This is a genomic window from Parabacteroides sp. AF19-14 (assembly GCF_003635485.1).
GTDB classification, from domain to species: domain Bacteria; phylum Bacteroidota; class Bacteroidia; order Bacteroidales; family Tannerellaceae; genus Parabacteroides; species Parabacteroides distasonis.
Map to the genome: position 1 here is coordinate 65,230 of NZ_QTMJ01000009.1, position 19,468 is coordinate 84,697.

At 44.1% G+C, this 19,468-nt stretch carries 11 protein-coding genes; 1 reads left to right on the top strand and 10 read right to left on the bottom strand.

Annotation, left to right across the window (positions count from 1 at the left end; all coding sequences use genetic code 11):
- Positions 1 to 2: 2 nt before the first annotated feature.
- The 10 genes from DWX33_RS10825 to DWX33_RS10870 all read right to left on the bottom strand — a co-directional run bounded on the left by DWX33_RS10825 (position 3) and on the right by DWX33_RS10870 (position 15,507).
- The gene (locus DWX33_RS10825; RefSeq protein WP_008779247.1) at positions 3 to 1,133 is read right to left on the bottom strand and encodes a sensor histidine kinase; all 1,131 of its coding nucleotides are present in this window, start codon (positions 1,131 to 1,133) and stop codon (positions 3 to 5) included.
- A 15-nt stretch (positions 1,134 to 1,148) separates the two neighbouring features.
- The gene (locus tag DWX33_RS10830) at positions 1,149 to 2,249 is read right to left on the bottom strand and encodes a sensor histidine kinase (RefSeq protein WP_008772737.1); all 1,101 of its coding nucleotides are present in this window, start codon (positions 2,247 to 2,249) and stop codon (positions 1,149 to 1,151) included.
- Between the two features lie 17 nt (positions 2,250 to 2,266).
- Positions 2,267 to 4,075 carry a TonB-dependent receptor gene (locus DWX33_RS10835; RefSeq protein WP_121960640.1) on the bottom strand — a complete coding sequence of 603 codons (1,809 nt, stop codon included), beginning with the start codon at positions 4,073 to 4,075 and terminating at the stop codon, positions 2,267 to 2,269.
- A 9-nt stretch (positions 4,076 to 4,084) separates the two neighbouring features.
- Positions 4,085 to 7,084 (bottom strand): tetratricopeptide repeat protein, encoded by a 3,000-nt coding sequence (locus DWX33_RS10840; RefSeq protein ID WP_122380385.1) that lies wholly within the window; start codon positions 7,082 to 7,084, stop codon positions 4,085 to 4,087.
- A gap of 96 nt (positions 7,085 to 7,180) precedes the next feature.
- Entirely contained in the window at positions 7,181 to 7,702 is a 522-nt protein-coding gene (locus DWX33_RS10845; RefSeq protein WP_005867651.1) for an NUDIX domain-containing protein, read from the bottom strand.
- A 103-nt stretch (positions 7,703 to 7,805) separates the two neighbouring features.
- Positions 7,806 to 8,792 (bottom strand): ROK family protein, encoded by a 987-nt coding sequence (locus tag DWX33_RS10850; protein ID WP_005867650.1) that lies wholly within the window; start codon positions 8,790 to 8,792, stop codon positions 7,806 to 7,808.
- A gap of 168 nt (positions 8,793 to 8,960) precedes the next feature.
- A complete protein-coding gene (locus DWX33_RS10855; protein ID WP_005867648.1) occupies positions 8,961 to 9,338 on the bottom strand; it encodes a VOC family protein in 378 nt (125 codons plus the stop codon).
- 48 nt (positions 9,339 to 9,386) lie between these two features.
- Entirely contained in the window at positions 9,387 to 10,109 is a 723-nt protein-coding gene (locus DWX33_RS10860; RefSeq protein WP_122380386.1) for an MBL fold metallo-hydrolase, read from the bottom strand.
- A 125-nt stretch (positions 10,110 to 10,234) separates the two neighbouring features.
- Positions 10,235 to 12,082, bottom strand: coding sequence for a RagB/SusD family nutrient uptake outer membrane protein (locus tag DWX33_RS10865; RefSeq protein WP_122380387.1), 1,848 nt, complete (start codon positions 12,080 to 12,082; stop codon positions 10,235 to 10,237).
- 44 nt (positions 12,083 to 12,126) lie between these two features.
- Positions 12,127 to 15,507, bottom strand: coding sequence for a TonB-dependent receptor (locus DWX33_RS10870; protein ID WP_122380388.1), 3,381 nt, complete (start codon positions 15,505 to 15,507; stop codon positions 12,127 to 12,129).
- Positions 15,508 to 16,066: 559 nt separating this feature from the next.
- Between DWX33_RS10870 and DWX33_RS10875 the strand changes: the two genes are divergently transcribed.
- Positions 16,067 to 19,462: a TonB-dependent receptor gene (locus DWX33_RS10875; protein ID WP_122380389.1), complete on the top strand. Its 3,396-nt coding sequence runs from the start codon at positions 16,067 to 16,069 to the stop codon at positions 19,460 to 19,462.
- Positions 19,463 to 19,468: the final 6 nt, after the last annotated feature.

Here is a 19,468-nt window from a genome sequence, read left to right on the forward strand (position 1 = left end):
ATCTATTCCTCCTCTTTAGGCGGTGTAATTGTTTTCGGTTGATATACAGGGATCGTAATTAGAAACTGGGTATATTCTCCTTTCTTACTCTCCACCTCGATGGTTCCCCGATGGTTTTGCACGATCTCACGGCATAGGTAAAGCCCTACGCCGGCCGCTTCCCCCGTTGTCTTTGTCGTGAAGAAAGGAGCGAATATCTTATCTTTTATATTCTCGTCGATACCGGACCCGTTATCCCGGATCGTTATTTCCAGCATATCCTTATTGACTTTCAATCCAAGGAATATCTCCGGACTAAAAGTCACGGTCTCCGATTTCTTCAACAGGGCATACATGGAATTTTTCAATATCCCGGCCAGAACCTTACTGAACTGCTCCACGTTTACCTCCATCATCAAAGACAGCGTCAAATTATCGAAAACAATCCGGATATTCTTCTCTTGAATATCCTGCTCATACGTTTTCTTCAATTTATCCAAGGCGATCCGGCATAATCCGTTTATGTTGGTAAGCGTAAGATTACCTCTTCGGTCTTTCAGCAATTCCTCCATCGCCTTAACGATACGGACCGTATTGAAACCATGCTCAGAGATCTTCTCCAAATTACTGGTCATCATATTCAGCAAATCTACCGAGTCATCATACACATCCGGTTTCAGATGCTCTTTCTGACTATCCAGATTTTCCCGGAGATCCTTGGCCAACCCCGATGTCAGATTTGCGAAGTTATTGATATAATTCAGTGGGTTCAAGATACGGTCCACCAAACCTTGGGTCAATTGCCCTACGGTAGCCATCCGTTCCTTACGGACCAGCTCGTCCTGCGCCTCACCCAAGGCTTTCAAAGCCGCCGCCAATTTCTCGGATTCCTCTTGGATCGCATCTTTCTCCGAACGGATCTCCTGCGTACGCTCCTCTACCTCTTTCACCAAATACTCTTTTTGTTTGAGTTTCCGCTTGAAAACCAACTTAGAGATCTGGCAAAACAGAATCAAGAAAAGCAATCCGATCCATTCTTGATGACCGAACTTCACAGATACACAAATACCGACCAAGCTACCCAGCGTAACCCGCTCGCAAAGTTTAATTCGCCTTTTTAACCGATCGATCTCGGTATGTAAATCCTGTATCATGATGAACCTCCTTTCCTAACTATAAATAGGCAACGTAATCGTAACTTCCGTATATTTATCTTTCTCCGACTCGATAGCGATCGTACCCTTATGGTTCAAAACGACCTCCCGACTCAAGTAAAGACCTGTTCCTGCCGCTTCCGCGGTCGGTTTGGTGGTAAAGAACGGAGAAAAGACTTTCGTCTTTATCGTTTCTTCTATACCGACGCCATTATCACGGATAACCACTTGCAGCTTATCCGCTTGAATACGCAATACCAACGAGACAGAAGGCTGATATCCCGGCTCTCCGGCCTTTTTCAAGACCGCATATATACTATTATCCAATATCTGCGACAAGGCTTTTCCCATCTGATCGATATTCACCTCGATTGTCAACGGTACGGAAAGCCCGGAGAATGATAGATCTACTTGATTCTTCTCGATCTCCTTCGCATAATTCTTTCGCAAGATATCCAGATTGACCTTACATAAATCATTAATATCCACGCAGGTTCGATTCGCCGAATGATCTTTCAGCAATTCTTCCATCGCTTTTACGATTCGCACCGTGTTATCACCATGCTTGGCGATCTTATCCAGATTGCCGGTCAAAAGAACCAGCAGTTCTTGCGTATCATTATAATTATCGTGTTTACCGGTCTCTTCGTCCTCATCGATATTCTGCTTGATATCTTTCGCTAATGCAGCAGACAAATGAGCGAAGTTATTGATATAATTCAAGGGATTCAAGATACGATCCACCAAACCTTTCGTTAATTGGCCGATCGATGCCAGACGTTCCTTACGAACCAACTCGTCTTGAGCGTCCGCCAAGGCAGAAAGGGCACGGGATAGTTTCTCCGACTCCGCTTGCATCGCATCCCGCTGGAAACGCAATTCCATCGTCCGCTGCTCCACGAGATTAGAGACGAACTGTCTTTTTCGCAGACGGAATTGCGTATAATACTTTAACAAGAATAGAAGGACTACGGCTCCCACCAAATAATAAACCAGTTCTTCCTTCTTCTGGTAAACCGCCAAGGCGATCCATGCCGTCCCGATCACGGTCAGCGTCTCGATCACCCGCATCCTCCAGCGAAGGCTTTCCAGTTGTTTGATATTTATGTCACCCATCCTTCCTATTTCAAGTGTTAGAAATTGATATTCACGCCAATCATCGCACTAAAGCTTTGCAAAGGATATCCGTAATATACCTCATACTTCTGGCAAAGGATATTATTCAACTTAGCGTAAACACCAAAGGTATCGTTGAAGGTATAGGTACCTGTTAGGTTTAGCTCGTTGATGTTGTTCATCTTGTATTCGCCAGCTCCCGCAGACACGCTACTGTGATTTTCAGCTTCCCAGTAATTCTTTACAAAAGCATAACGTCCGGTGGCCAAATAATAATCCAAGGCAACAGATAACTTATCGATCGGACGCACGGTTACATTTGCGTTAACCTCCATTTCTGGCTTTCCATAAGCATGGCTTAGTTCAACACTCTCATCCCCTTGATTTGCCTTCCAATTATTATACACCCCTTTTAAAGAGATATCCAGCAATTGCTGATAGCTATATTTCAAGTTAGCCCCTACAAAAAGCTGCTTAGTATCGACATCCGGTATCGCTTCACTGAAATTGGAAAAAAAGTCAGGTTTAGATGTGGCCACTTGACTGAAAAGCACATCGCTACTAGTTATCTTATAACCAGCGAACACGTCGAACCAAAATCCCGGTGCCACGCCACTCCGGATACCCAAGATAGCATTCAACCAGTTACGAGAAGGAGCCAACTCTTTCATTGGATACAGATAACGGTTGATCTGTGACATATCGTACATGCTGTTGGAGTAAAGCTTTCCGTCAGCCTTTACATATAGCTCCGTTTTATCAGCAACCTCCACATCAGCGGCAATATTTGGCGAGGCCATGAACTCCGCGTCATCACCTGTAGCCAGCATCACATTCGCACCTAATTTGATTTTCCAATTATCACCCTCAACTTTATAATATGGTGATAACATCACCTCGGCATGATTCTTAAACTCATAAACATACGAATTAGAAGCTGCCTCCGGAAAGTTGTAGTTGAAATACTCCACCAATCCACCCAAGCCAATCCGCATATTCCCATTAAAACCTGCGTTCAAATCAAACTTCGCCTCTAAAGTATGCTCCGTCGGTCCATCTATATTCTTGTTCAACCCATATTTATGGGAGAAATTTATATAACCTAAATCCAGCAAATATCCGAACGGGGCATCTTCCTTCGACTCAAATCCGATATTAGCAGCTATCGTCTGGTTTACTTGGTTTGTTTCCCGATCCACTCTATCCAAACTACCCTCTGCCATCATAGACCAAGCATCCGCAATAGGCAGTCCATAATAATTAAACGCCGAATATCCGTACTTCGCACCAATACTAAATATCGTCTTATCAAAAACATGCTTGAAATTGATGCCTCCCAGATTATCGTTGATCTTCGCCTTCACCTTCTCATCGTCCATCTGAATATATTTCACCTTTCCATTCGTAGAACGATGTGAATACCAAATATTCAACTTATCCTTCTCGGTACTCAAGATATGATATCCCAAATCACCGTTTATATTCAGATATGTGCCTACACCGAAGTTAAAATATCCCCGGCGCTTGTTGTAATCCATCTGCGTCATGATATTTCCGGAAGGCAACAAACTAATCTCTTTCTGCGGATCGGCGGCGATCGTATAATTCGAGTAATCGATCGGGATCTTACGAACCTCCGGCTCTTTCACCACGGGAAGCGTATTTACCTTGCTAGCGTCCTGCACGGAAGGATCATACTCCCGTTCAAGCGTCATCTCTCGGTTCAGGTTCTTTTCTTTCGTAACATCCTCTTGCGCACTCGCAGCAGCAGCCGAACCCAGCAAAGCTACCACACACAACGCCTTTACATTATATATAGTCTTCATCGCTTTCTTTTATTTCTTTAGTTTACCCAATCTGTCTTCGATCATCGCGGCGATCTCATCATCACCCTTGTAGTTGTTTTGCAAACTAGTCAGATATTGACGAGCTTGGAAATCATCACCTTGGCGGATATAAATATCAGCCAACAAGATAAAGCCCCGTGCCAACCAATATTGGTGAGGCGTACCGTTCTCGATAAAGTTCATCAAGACAGTCTCGGCATTCTTATCATCCTTATTATCATAATACAATTGAGCCAATAAATATTTAGCCTCCGCCCCGTGTATCGTACGGGTATCCTTGCTGATCTCTTTCAAGTCGGCCAACGCCTTGTTCTCCTGCTTCAAGCTGATATAAGCCTTCGCACGGACATAACGGGCCTCGGACATAATCTCGGGAGATAGCTTCGGTTCCTTCAGCAAATCGTTGGCGGCAAGCAAAGCCTCTTGCGGCTGACCGGTCAATTCGGCGCAACGCATCAAGCCCAATTTAGCGGCCTCCTTATTCTCCGGATTCTCCGCTACCGCCTGTAGATGTTTGAAACTTTCCATAGCGGCGGCGTAATCCTTATCCAAATACTCGATCTCAGCCTTACGAGCCCAAGACTCTTCCCTGAATTTCGTATCACCGCTCTCCAATACTAACGAGAACAGACGTTTCGCCTCCTCCTGTTCTTTCTTGGCAAAAGCGATACTTGCCAAATAGAAATTAGCGTTCGAGCTAAACGCTCCCTGCGGGAAGGTTTGCAAATAATTCGTCAAGCTACGACGAGCGCCCTCATTATCGCCTCGCATAAATAACTTCTCGGCCGCCAAATAGGTCAAGGAGTCTTGCTCACTCACCTCGAAACGAACATTTCCACCTAATGAATTCGCATAGGCGGCAAACGAATTGATATCGTTCAACTCGATATATACGGACTTCAAGTCTTGCAAGGCCACTTTCGCCTCCTCGCTACCCGGATAATTGCTAATCACGCTCTTATAAGCCTCGGCCGCTTTCTCCGGCTGATTGTCGTTGAAGTAAATCAAACCAAGCTGTACGCCGGCCTTACGAGCCAGACTACTTTGCGGGAAATCACGCATCAATTGCTCAAAGCTTGCCGCAGCCGCTTGATTGTTATCCAATAACACGTAAGAACGTCCTTTCTCGAACAAGGCATCATCCACATATTGTGATTCCGGGAAATCACGGATCAAACGATCCATTACGCTGATCTTTCCCTTATAATCTTTCTGTAACCCAAGCAAGAAACCCTTCTGATACACCGAATAATCTCCGGCGGACGGTTGCAATTGCGCCGCACGGGTATAATTCTCTTCCGCCATAGCGAACTGACGGTTGTGGAATAAACAATCGCCGATACGATTATAAGCGTCCGCATAAGCCGGAGTCTGCTGATTGCTTTCCAGATTCACGTATTGACGGAAACGGTTCAACGCCTCGCCATACTCTTTCAATTTGAAGTAGCTGTAACCTAAGTTATAATGTGCCAAGGCATACATATCCGTATTACGTTGGCGGGTATTATTCAAATAGGTACGATAATCGGAAATCGCCTTATTATACTCACCTTGGCGATAATAAGATTCCCCACGCCAGAAATAAGCGTCGTTACGAGATTCCAGATTATAAGCGCCCAGTGAGATCGCACGGCTGAAAAGATCGACCGCCTTATCCAATTCCATATTCGTGAACGCCTGCGTTCCCAACTGGAATAAGATATCTTGTTTCGCCTCCAAGATCTTCGTACTCGGATGCTTGATCTTATCGATAGAGTTCAGAGCCGCTTGATAGTTCTTGGTAGTCAAATAAACCTCCACCAGATAATCGTTTACCTTATCGGCATATTTGGAATTCGGAAAATCATTCAAGAAATCCTCGAAGATTGTCACCGACTCGCCAAAGCCCGTGAAAGCGGTCTCGTGGATCAATAAAGCGTAATTATACATAGCCGCCTCTTTCACTTGCTTATCGAAAGAAGAAGTCTCGGCAGCCTCGAAGGCCATACGGGCGTTATTCTTATCTTTTAATTTCAGATAACTTTGCCCCAGATACAGATAAGCGTTCTGCGAAAGGGCATCGTTCTCACGTACGGTCCGCCCCAAAGCGTTCACGGCGCTACTGTAATTACCCTTATTGTAATAACATACGCCCAAGATATATAAATCGCCCCTCAACGGGCTATCCGTCGAGGATACATATTTACTCAGCATATTAATCGCCTGATCCTCATTTCCCAGATGATAGTAGGCGTTACCCATGATACGGTAAACCTCGCTATTGTTCTCGCTATCCGGATAAGAGGCTAGCAATTCCTTACCTTCGCTGATCACTTTCTCGTATTTATTCTGGATAAAATAAATTTGCGTGATATAGTACAAGGATCGCTCTTTATAATCAGGCAAGTCCTTCAAGCGGGTAAATTCCACCAAGGCATTGTTGTATTTACCGGTTGCGTAATCGATATAAGCGACATAATAGGTAGACGCTTCCCGGTACTTCGTTCCAATCTGCTCGATCCGTGCGAAATAACCACGGGCCTTCTCCATATCCCCGATTTGCAACAAGGAATAAGCCAGACGGAAACAATAAGCCTCCTGTTGTTCCGGACTTAGCATATCAATGTTCGATTCGTTAAACCAAAAGATAGCTTTCTGATACTCTCCCTGTCCGAAATGGGCGGAACCGATCAAGAAGTTCACCTCGTCCGCATGACGGGAAGCCGGGTACACATCCAGATAATCTTTCAATAACTCAACGGCATTGGGACGGCCTTGCTCATAAGCGGAGTAGACCAACATATAATCGGCTTCTTGAATCAAGTCGGCATCCGTGGAATGCTGTTTATACGCCTCCAGCTTATCGATGCAACCTGAATAATTCTTCAAACTAAACAACTCCTTGCCTTCGACAAACAAACGGTTCGGCGCATCAAATTGATACGATCTCTGCCCGCTTGCCATGTGGCTGCCTACTACCAGACACAGCGGAATAAGTATTCTTTTCATCACTCATTTGCTTTTTAATACAAGCACTTACTTCAGTGCCTATTCGTTCTAATTCGCAAATATAAGTAATATGCGCCAAACAGAAGGCAAGTTCTATCAATATTTACCAAGATAGATCGGTACCGCCTTTCGGATAGAGTCTAAACCGAAGTCTTCCGGATTCACATCCTCCGGGCGAAGGATCACGATCTCGGCGGCATCATCTTCCGCATGCACGTTATTGAAATCATCTACCAAGCACTCATAAAACATATCCAGCGTATGCACCTCAAAGCCGGAATACATATATAAATTAGGCAAGGAAAACAAATAACGGCAATTCTGGATATGCAACCCCGTCTCCTCCCTTACTTCCCGGCGAGCGGCCTCCTCCCCCGACTCAAACATATCGACGAAGCCACCGGGCAAATCCAATGTACCTTTAGCCGGCTCTTTTCCTCGGCGAACCAGTAACAACTCCCCCTTAGCGTTCTTTATGAAACAAGCGACAGCCGATGACGGGTTGAAATAATAAACAAAACCGCACGCCATACATTTTTTCGCTTTCTCGTTATGTTCCACGAAAGCTTTTGCCCCGCAAACCGGGCAAAACTGAAATTGATACAACGGATGTCTCATACTTTATGATTTATAATTCAATTAAAAACAACAAGCCGCACCTAAATATAGATGCGGCTTGCCTTATTTCGCAAATGTCTTTTCGTTATACGCAAAACCGGATTTAGACTTCCAAACCAGCACTTTGGTCTCTTACTTCCCAACCCAAAGCACTTGCTCCTAATACGGCAGCGTCGCTCTCTTTCAATTGAGAGAATAATAATTTAGTCTTACCTGCGTAAACTTTCAACATATTTTTCTCCATCGAACGTTTAATCGGGTTCATGATCAAATCGCCAGCTTTCGTAAGACCGCCAAACAAAATGATAGCCTCCGGGCTAGAGAATGCTACGAAATCAGCGAAAGCCTCTCCCAACATAGAGCCGGTAGCCTCGAAAATCTCAAGAGCGATCTTATCATTCTTCATAGCTGCGTCGTATACGTCTTTTGAAGTGATTTCATCCGGATCCAAGTCGCGAAGAACACTCTCGTCCTTACGGATTTCCAGATATTCACGAGCCGTACGAGCCACACCGGTAGCTGAAGCATAAGCCTCCAGACATCCTTGACGACCGCAACCGCACTGACGACCATTGTTACGACGCATGATAACGTGGCCCAACTCGCCGGCAAAACCGTCATGTCCGTATACCAAGTTACCACCGATTACGATACCGCTACCCACGCCAGTACCCAAAGTGATCACGATAAAATCTTTCATACCGCGAGCGGCTCCATAAGTCATCTCACCGATAGCGGCAGCGTTGGCGTCGTTTGTTAAAGCAACAGGAATACCATCGATCTGTTCGCTGATCAATTGAGCCAAAGGAATCTTACCTTTCCAAGGCAAGTTCGGAGCGAATTCGATACATCCGTTGAAAAAGTTTCCGTTCGGAGCACCTACACCCACACCTTTAATCTTATCCGGACCACCAGCCTGATCAATAACAGACTTCAGACCTTTAGCAAGTTCCGCTACATAGTCATTAACGTCTGCATATTTACCAGTCTTAATTGATCCACTATACAAGATTGTTCCTCTTGCGTCAACTACACCAAAAACAGTGTTGGTACCACCTATATCGATACCTACTACATAAGGCTTCTCCATGATTTTATATTTAGGATTAATAATGATTTTCCTCTTTCTGGGTAGCAAATATAAGAGGTTTAACACAAGTTGCAATACGATTTGAAGAAAATTTTACAGATTCCTGTCATTTTATCTTCTTTTTTCGAAAACTTATGTTAAGCAACATTGTTATATAATAATGGAGAATTATCGCAACGGTAATATCTCGATCCAATAGTCATCCGGATCATTAATAAAATACAATCCCATCTTGGTATTCTCGAAGCAAACCGCTCCCATTTCCTTGTGGTATTTACGTACCTCCTCATAATCGCCGGCTACCCGGAAACAAAGATGGCTCTCATTGTCGCCTAGCTCATAAGGTTCTTTCCGGTCACGCAGCCAAGTCAGCTCCATCAAGAAACCGGTTTGCTCATCCGTTAAATAAACCAATATAAAAGAACCGTCTTCCGCGACCTTTCGATGATGCTCTTTCAACCCCAACGCTTTGTTATAAAAAGCGATACTTTTCTCCAAATCCAATACGTTAATATTGAAATGGTCAAATCTGCCTTTAACTTCCATACCTAAATAAATTTATATGTTTTCTAAAACCTATACATTAATAATATATTATATATCGGTACCCTCACCCGGTACAGAAAGGACAACATACCGGCAACCTTTCGATTCGGCATACGGGGCAAAAGCCATGACCTCCGCCGGACGTTCCCAGAAATGCATCGGCACAAAGATACCGGTCCTTATCCGGTCGATGAATTGTTGGGCACCTCGCATAAAATCGGTCCCTAAGCGGGGATCTACCGGAAACATGACAACATCCATCGCCTGCGTATATTTCGCTATTATATCCAGTTCTTTCAGGTAATTCCCTTCCGCCTCCGCAACTTCCTGTGGAGTAGACTCATCTTTCCAATGCCAATTATTCAAGTCTCCGGCATGAAAAATCAGTTTACCTTGCGTCTCGATCAAAAAAGAGATACCGACATCGGTCGATCCGAACGCCCTAATCGTTAAATGCTCATCTTGGTACACATCTCCCTTCTTCATATAAAAAGCGTCCTCGGCTTTTGCCCGGCGGCGTTTCAAGATATCCTTGGAGAAAATATATTTGATATCGTCTTTCTCCTCTTTCCATTTCAACACGTCCGGATTAAAATGATCCGGATGGAAATGTGATGCCAATACGTACAACGTCCCCGGACGTTTTAATAGCTCCCCACGCACAAACCCCTTCGCCGGGTCCGGATTCGTATCTTTGAAATAATCGATCAAGATGGAGAAGCCTTCCGCCTCTACAACAAACCCGCTATGATAAATATACACCAGTCTCATCCTATTCTCTTTATTTGTTTATTAAAAAACACCGAAACCCTCCGGGTTGTTGACTTCATGCCGCAAATATACAAAACGGTCAGACATATCACATGCCTGACCGATACAGATTATTAACCTACGATTTATTTCCAATTCTCATTCTGGACTAAAACGCCTTCCATGGTCACGATTTGATCATTCGGGATCGGAAGAGTTACCCATTTAGCGTTATAAACGCAGTTGGCAAACTTTCCGAGATGTTTCTTCTCGTAAGTGATATAATTACTTATCTCATCGTACGCTATTCCCCAACGAGCTAAGTCGTACCAGCGATGACCTTCCATCGCCAACTCTAATTTACGCTCGAAACGTAAAGCGGCTAAAGCACCATCCTTGCTGTTGAATTGCGAATCCGGATACAAACCTACACGATAATTAGCCGCAGCGTTCGAATCCAACTTCCCATTCACTTTATCATCCAAGACATAAGATGTAGAAGTGGGCAACATCGTGGCAGCATCAACGCCCTTCACATACGAGTTTGCCGCACGGGCACGTACCTCATTTATATACTTCCCGGCCTCCTTATAATTTCCGTCGTGAATCAAGACTTCGGCATACCAAAGTAAAACATCCGCATAACGGATCAAATGGTAATTCTTGGCTGTAGAGCTCGTCTCCGTAGATACGCTCGTACCGCCTTTATCCGCTTTTTTCGGTTGCCGCTTCTTATTCATATAAGGACCACCATTCGCGATATCACGTACCCACCCATCCAAGATAGAAGGAATCGTCCAGTCCCAATAAGGGACATCAAAACGACCGGTACTGATATCCAGACGAGGATCGGTAAAAACCTCTAAATCCGTATGTGGAATATTATCTGTCAAGGTAGTCAACGCCGGTTTATCTTGATATGATTTATCCAGATACGGCAAACCACTCTCGTCTACGATATGTGAGTTTACCAACTCATAGGAAGGTTGATAGAAACCCCATCCTGATGTACCCATACCTCCCGGAGGAGCCGTATGCCATGAACCTTCGATAGAGTTCGTGATTACCTGAGAACCAGAGATAGTCCGCTGTATATCGAACACGGACTCACCGCTCCAATCGGCACTACCTGCCGTAAACAAATCCTCATAAGTATCCGCTAGTTTGAATTTCGTGCCATTATTATCCTGCCCATTCGCGATAATAGCCTCCAATAAAGCCTTGGCATCCGCCCAATGATCGGAAGTACCATTCGTACCGTTATAGGGTGAAGACTGATACAGCCTCAATTTTGCCAAGAAAGCGGCGGCGGCCCATTTATTGACACGCCCTTTATCGCTCGCCCAAATATCCGGCAGGTTATCATAAGCGAACTGTAAATCCTCAGCTACCTTATCCCATATGTAAATATAATTGCCAGACTCATCCACATTGGAAACTTTTGGGTTTACATCGCTAGCGAACTCCTCGCTTCCCACGTAAGGAATAGCGGCACCAAATAGTTTCATTCCCTCAAAATGCCAGAATCCGCGAAAGAATCGGGCTTGGGCGATCGCTTCGGTATAAAAATCCTTTGATACGCCTTTTACGGAAGAAAGCTCGTCCTTGATCTTATCGATCATATTAATCACGTTGTTCGCACGATAGACACCTTCATAAACCACTTTCCATTTGGTATTCAAATATCCGTTGTCCGTAGTGATCGCATACGTTTCCAAGTTCGTAAAGTCAGACTGGTCCGTAAACGTAGACCCTTTATTCGCACTTCCACCCAGTACATCGCCATAGGCATAATTTGTCAAAGGAGCCGCAAAATACTCCTGTGTATGCATTGACGAATACATTCCTGTAATCGCATAATTTACGCCTTCCTGATTCAACAACTCATCTTCACTGACCGCACCCACCGGCTTTACATCCAAGAAGTCTGAGCAAGAGGTCATCGCTCCTAATGAAGACGCCACTAACATTGAATATATAAATAGTCTTTTCATACTGTTTTTTTTAATCGTTATCAATATCCTTATCGAAATTCCTTTTAGAAAGAAATATTCACGCCTAAAATGAACTGGCGTGGCATACCATAAGAACCGTAGTCGATACCTTTCATCATATCGTTACTGCTATCTTCATTATTGCTACGAACCTCCGGATCCAAACCAGAATAGCCTGTTAATGTAAACACATTGGAAACCTGACCGTAAACACGAATCTTCTCAAATTTGATCTTATTCAAGATACTCTTTGGCAACGTATAACCGAGCGTCAATGTCTGCATACGCAAGTATGAACCGTCTTCTATATAAGTAGAATTGGATTCATTAGCCGCCTCCGTACCTTCATTAGATGTACCAGCCCATAATGGATAGATACCATCCGGGTTTGTAACGGGATCCCAAGAGTTTTCCAAGCGATCTTTAGAGAAGTTACTTTGTAATGCCCCGAAATGCGTATAATACTGATAATGTTTATACAAGTCGTTACCTACAGAGAAATAAAGGAATGTACTCAAATCAAAACCTTTCCAACCAACACTAAGGTTCACACCTCCCGTGAAGTCCGGATGCGGATTACCGATAATCGTACGGTCTTCCGCCCCAATCTTTCCATCTCCGTTCACGTCACGAATCTTATAACGACCTACCCATGATTGAGGATTCAAGCTGGCCTCGTCCGCCACGGCATACGGTAAAATCGTTTTTCCATCCGCGGTCTTATAGTTCAGCACATCTTGTTCACTCGTATAGATTCCGTCCACTTGATAACCGTAGAACATCGCTACCGGTTGCCCTACCGTGGTGATGTTTACCTTACTCAAACGCGTATTCGTAAATAGATCCGAAGAACCTAATTGGGTAACCTTATTCTTATAGGTTGAGATATTGGCGTTTACCGAGTAACTAAAATCACCGACTTTATCTCTCCAGCCCACACTGAAATCAAGACCTTTATTCTGCATATCGCCAATATTGATCTTTGGCTTAGTAGCGTTACCGGCCAAAGCGGACCAGTTAGCGTTCACCAACAAATCTGAAGTCTTCTTAATATAATAATCTATACTTCCGGTCAAACGATTATTCAACGCCGTTACGTCTAAACCGACGTTCAACATCTTGGTTGTTTCCCACTTAGCATTCACATCACCCAGATTTGAGATCGCATAGCCCGGAGACGCCCCTGAATCCGCACCTGTGATTCCATATAAATAATCATTTCCGGTCGCATATTGAAACGCATAATTATAGGCTCCGATATTAGAGTTACCGGTCGTTCCATAACCCGCACGCACCTTTAGATCATCCAACCACGTACGTGTCTTTTCCATAAAGACCTCATCCGACATACGCCAGCCTAAAGAAAGAGAAGGGAATGTACCCCAGCGGTTATCCTCGCCAAACCGGGAAGAAGCATCCCGGCGAACCGTTACAGTTGCCAAGTATTTACCTTTATAGGAATAATCGCCACGGAAGAACAAGCCGAACATCGTACTTTTATCAAACATTTTTCCTTCATTCTTCATATTGTCGGAAGAACCATTGTTTAATATCCATGTATTGGGATTATTCTCGAAGATATAATCATAGCGAATGGCTTTCATGCTTCGTCCCACACCAAATTTCATAGCTTCCGTACCGATCATAAATGTCACGTCATGATCTTCATTGAATTTCGTCTTATAAGTCGCCGTATTGGTCCACTGATAATCCAACCTCCAATTCGCGTTTTCCTCCAGATAATTTTGAGATTGCCCCTCTTTATTGGTAGCGATCGTCTTCTCACTCAACGCTTGGCTCCACATACCCATCAAACGAACGCTGAACTGCGTACGAAGACTCAGGCCTTTGATCGGTTTCAACTCGGCGAAAGCCGCACTTTGCAATCGCATGAAACGAGTCCAATCATCCTGTTGATTCATGGCTGTCTGATAAGCCGTATTCGCACGTCCACCTTCCGAGGCCTGTGATCCCGCATAATCGCCACCTACATTATAAACAGGTACCCATGGCTGGATCGTATATGTTTGGGCGAATACGCTCGCATCGCCTTGACGCCCTCGCTCACCGCCCATCTCCATTACGGCGATATTGGAATTCTGGCCTATCGTGAAATATTTATTCGCATTATAGGTAGAGTTGGCACGCAGTGAATAACGTTTAAAGAAAGAAGAGATAATCGTTCCTTCCCGATTAGTATAGCCTAAAGAAGCCGAGTAAGTTCCTTTTTCTCCACCTCCTAATAAAGAGATCTGATGATCCTGTACTTTACCCGTACGAGTCACCATATCATACCAATTCGTTCCTTTCTGGGCCTCCGCTTCCGAATATCCATCTTCCAACATCTGATAATAAGCGGAACGTGACCACGAATTACTACCATCCGGTTTATAGGAAGCCACCCACGCATCGATACTACCAAACTGCGAGATTACTTGATCTTTTGATAAACCGGCCGGCTTAATCGCATAAGGCATCGTCAATTCATCTTTATCGTTCAACGATCCGAATTGAGGATGAGCGGTGGGTGTTTGTCCGCGATAATCCCGCACGTTTCTCATACCTTGTGCTTGCCATTCCATCGCCTCCCATCCATTCAACAAATCATAACCACTATTCGCCATCTTCGCCACACCAAAGTAACCATCATAAGATACTCGTACCCGGCCGCTTTTAGTTCCTTGCTTTGTCGTGATAATGATTACACCATTCGCTCCTTGCGCACCGTAAATCGCAGTAGCGGAAGCATCTTTCAAAACTTGCAAAGACTCGATATCATTCGGATTGACCGCGTCGATATCCACATTCGAGACACCGTCCACAACAATCAATGGGTCTGAACCATTCAACGAGCCGACACCACGGATACGGATAGTCGTCTCACCACTAGGTCCACCCGAGTTCGAGATATACACACCGGAAGCCTTTCCTTGCAAAGCCTCTGAGAATGTCGCTACCGGAGTCTCCTTCAACTCTTCCGTAGATACGACAGCGACAGATCCCGTAATATCTTTCTTCGCTTGGGTACCATAACCGACAACAACGACCTCATCCAAGGCTTGTGTGTCTTCCGTTAATTTTACTTTGATATTGTTCTGGCTATTCTTCAGAGAGATCTCTTGAGTTACATAGCCAATGTAAGATACCACCAATATGGCATTATCCGGCACACCATCAAGTATGACACGTCCGTCCATATCGGAAATATTTCCGATAGTTGTCCCTTTAACAAGGACATTCGCTCCAACAATTGGTCCTGCTTTGTCTGAAATAGTGCAAGTGACTCTACGTCCATCTTGTTGCAGGGCATTGCCCCTTACGTCTGGTGTTAAATCGCCTACTTCAGTGGCCATGACTGGACTTGCGCCACATAAGAATAAAGAGGCTCCTAGAAACACCTGTTTCCATAATACTACATTATTCATACAACATTAGATTTTAAGGTATAAATCAATAAAAAACACAATCTAACAGCAAAATGATCTTTCCATATACAACAACATTCTAGATTTCAGTAAATTTCTGAATACTTATGGTCTAAATGTTTTTTCATAAACGACTAGTCTAAACGATCGTTTCTATTAGTCGTTTGTAAAGGTCTGTTTTTTTTTCGACACGTGCAACTTTTTGTTGATTTTTTTTTATTTTATCTTATTGCTAATGGGGGAGATAACCCTTCATCGATCTAAAAAAAGCTTTTCTTTTTCAAATCATCATTTCCTCTTTTCAAAAACGCAAGATTTAAACGATCGTTTAGACTAGTCGTTTTTTTAGTATTATGAAAGAAAGCAAGAAGCGGCTTTTATCATTAAAGACATGATAATGAAGAAGCTACACAAACGAAGTTGAGAAGAAGAGAGTGATGTTTGCCTATTTTGAAATGTAAACAGATGTAACATACCCTAGAGGTATGGCAGAGTAGTGAATTCATTTTGTTAAAAGTTTGTGTTTTTTATTTTATTATACCTTAAATTCTAAATTTGTATGAGAAATGTTGTATCATGGAAGCCATTAGTCTTAGGAGCTTCTTTTCTTCTGTACGGAGCCGGAACGGCCTTCGCAACAGAAACAGATCATCTGTATCCTACACCGAGTACGGGATTTACGAGTTTGCAGCAAGATGGAAGACAGCTCAACTGTCTTATCGTAGACAAATCCGGTCCTATCGTTGGAGCTAACGTAGTCGTAAAAGGGACTACGATCGGAAATATTTCCGATATGGATGGACGTGCTATCATTGACAATGTGCCCTCAAACGCAGTTTTAGTGGTATCCTATATTGGATACGTAAGTCAAGAAGTAGTACTCAAGCCTAGCCAAACTTCTATCAAAATCACGTTAGTTGAAGATTCCCAAGCATTGGATGAAGTCGTAGTAACTGGCTATAGTACACAGGCAAAAAAGGATATCACTGGTTCTGTGGCAGTCGTCGCTACTGACGCTCTGAAAGAGACACCGGTCTCAAACTTCTCGGAAGCCTTACAGGGCAAAGCTGCCGGTGTATTCGTACAAGCTGGCGGTGGACCGCTAGGCGAGACTACAATTCGTATCCGTGGTGTAGGCTCCGTAAATGGATCAGACCCACTTATTATTGTAGACGGAGTATCCGGCGTAGACATAGATGCTGTAAACCCGAACGACATCGAGTCTATGCAGATCTTGAAAGATGCCGCTGCTTCGGCTATTTATGGAGCGAAAGGAGCGAATGGTGTAATCATCATCACAACAAAACAAGGAAAGAGAGATGACCGTGTAAAAGTTTCTTACAATGGTTATTTTGGTGTGGCTAAAATGGCAAACGACGGTTACGATTTGCTAAATGCATGGGAAGCTATGGAATTCCAAGAGGAAGGCCAACGTAATCTACTGAAATACCGCGGTTTAACCACAACACACGCACAATTCGGTTCAATTGGCGCAGATGGTTCAGGCCATTTGACAATGCCGTATGCGTTGAAACCCGCAGGTTATAGCAAAGATCAAGTTATCCAAGAGTTTGGCTCAATCGATGCTTGGGTGAAATCTTACAAGGACAATGGTACAAACACATGGTCTCGCTCCGCTTATTACCAAATGTTAGAGGATGGTTATTCAGAGGAAGAAGCCCGCAAAGGTACTAATTGGTATGACGAGGTGGTACAGACCGGCAAGGTGCAGAACCATGAGGTTTCTATCACCGGTGGCGGACAAAAAGCCACCTACTCAGTTGGCTTGGGGTATATGAACCGTGAAGGTACGATCAAGGAATCGTGGTTCCGCCGTTATTCTCTGCGTGCGAACACCAACTTTTTCGTAAATAAGTGGTTCAACATTGGTCAGAATACTAATATCGCTGTAATCGAGAACTCAGGAGAGCGTGGTCGCCAAGGTGATGATAACACCTTTGGAAAGACCTTCTCTATCCAGCCGTGGGTACCTATTTATACCGTAGGCGGTGACTATGCCGGTTCCGTAAACAATGAGGGAGGACGTGCCGAGAGTGCAGTAATGGCTGTTAATCATGGTAAGGATAATCGTCGCCGTTTCTTGCGTGCTCAATCGGCTATTTACGCAGAATTAATCCCCATACCGGAGTTAAAAATCCGTACACAGTTCAGTGCTCGCCTAAACGGTTCTTGGGACTATTGGATGAACAAGCGCACCATCATGACTAATAAGGAAGGGCGTAACAACAACGAATTCTACGAGAACGCTGGATATTGGCTAGGGTATCAATGGACAAATACAGCCACTTACAATAAAACAATTAATGACGATCATCAAATCGGCATAGTAATCGGTACAGAAGCCATCCGGGAAGGTTTAGGCCGTTGGATCCAAGCAGGTCGCATAGACTATGATTTCGAGAATGACCCTAATACTTGGCAGATCAACAACGGCTCCGCTGCAAACTTACGTAATAGCGGAGAAGTACGCTCTGTCAGCACCATGTTCGGTATGTTCGCTCGTGCGGACTATTCTTACCAAGGTAAATATTTGGCAACCTTAACCGTTCGTAGGGATGCCTCTTCTAAATTCTCTCCCAAGAATCGCTGGGGTACATTTCCTTCACTTTCTTTAGGTTGGCGTATGTCGGATGAGAACTTCATGGAAAAGACTCGCTCTTGGTTGGATGACTTCAAATTGCGTGCAGGTTACGGTACGACCGGTAATTCCAATATTGATGCCTACAACTGGGCTTTCCAATATGGCACAGGTAACACTTATCTTTACAGTATCACTGGTAGTGACACAGATGTGGCAACCGGTTACGGCGTAACGGATCTAGGAGATATCAACGCAAAATGGGAAACGTCCAAGATGTTGAACGTTGGTTTCGATGCGACAGTCTTCGATCAACGCCTAAGTATCAACTTCGATTGGTATTTGAAAAAAACATCCGACATGTTGATCGACGCTAACTGGTCTGCTTTGGCTGGTAACGCAGACAAGCCAAAAGTCAACATTGGTGACATGGAAAACAAGGGTGTCGACCTAAACATGACATGGCGCGACAAGGTAGGTGAATTCGACTACTCTGTAGGAGTGAATCTTTCTCATTACAAAAATAAACTAACAGAGATCGGTACTGAAGCAGGTATCTTCGAGGGAACTCGTATATCCAACATGAACGTGATGATGAAAGGTTATGCGGTAGGTATGTTCCACGGTTATCAATTAGACGGTATTTACCAGAGTGAAAATGATGTTCGTAATTACAAAAATGACGCTGGTAACGCAGTAATACCTTATGGAACAGCAGACGCAGGTTCATTAAATGCCGCTCAATATGTGGGCCAATTCAAGGTTAAAGATGTTAACAACGATGGTAAGATTGATGCTTCTGACCGTACCTTCATCGGTAACCCACATCCGGATTTGACCGGAGGTGTCAACCTAAGTTTGGGCTGGAGAAACTTCGACCTAAGTACCTATCTGTACTTCTCCGTAGGTAATGATATCTTCGCTATGTATAAATATTATACACACTACGGTTCTTTACAATCCGCTTATTCAAGGGATCGTCGTGACAACTCTTGGAACCCTGAGACCAACCCAAACGGAATCTATCCCATGTGGGCGACAGCTACCGGCGAGAGCACAATCGCAGCCAACGAGTCTAACTCTGGTTACATCGAGGATGGTTCATTCTTACGTATGCAGACTTTAACGTTGGGTTACACCCTGCCGAAACAATGGATGGATAAGATCAAAATGGATAAGATCCGTATCTACGGGCAGATTTCTAACGTATTCACATTGACAGGCTACTCTGGTTTGGATCCACAAGTTCGCACAGACGACGGTTCCGGTAATTCTAAAGACCGTAATATGGGAACAGACTACGGCTCTTACGGTATGCCACGGCAATTCATTGTAGGCGTAAACGTTACTTTCTAAAACTAG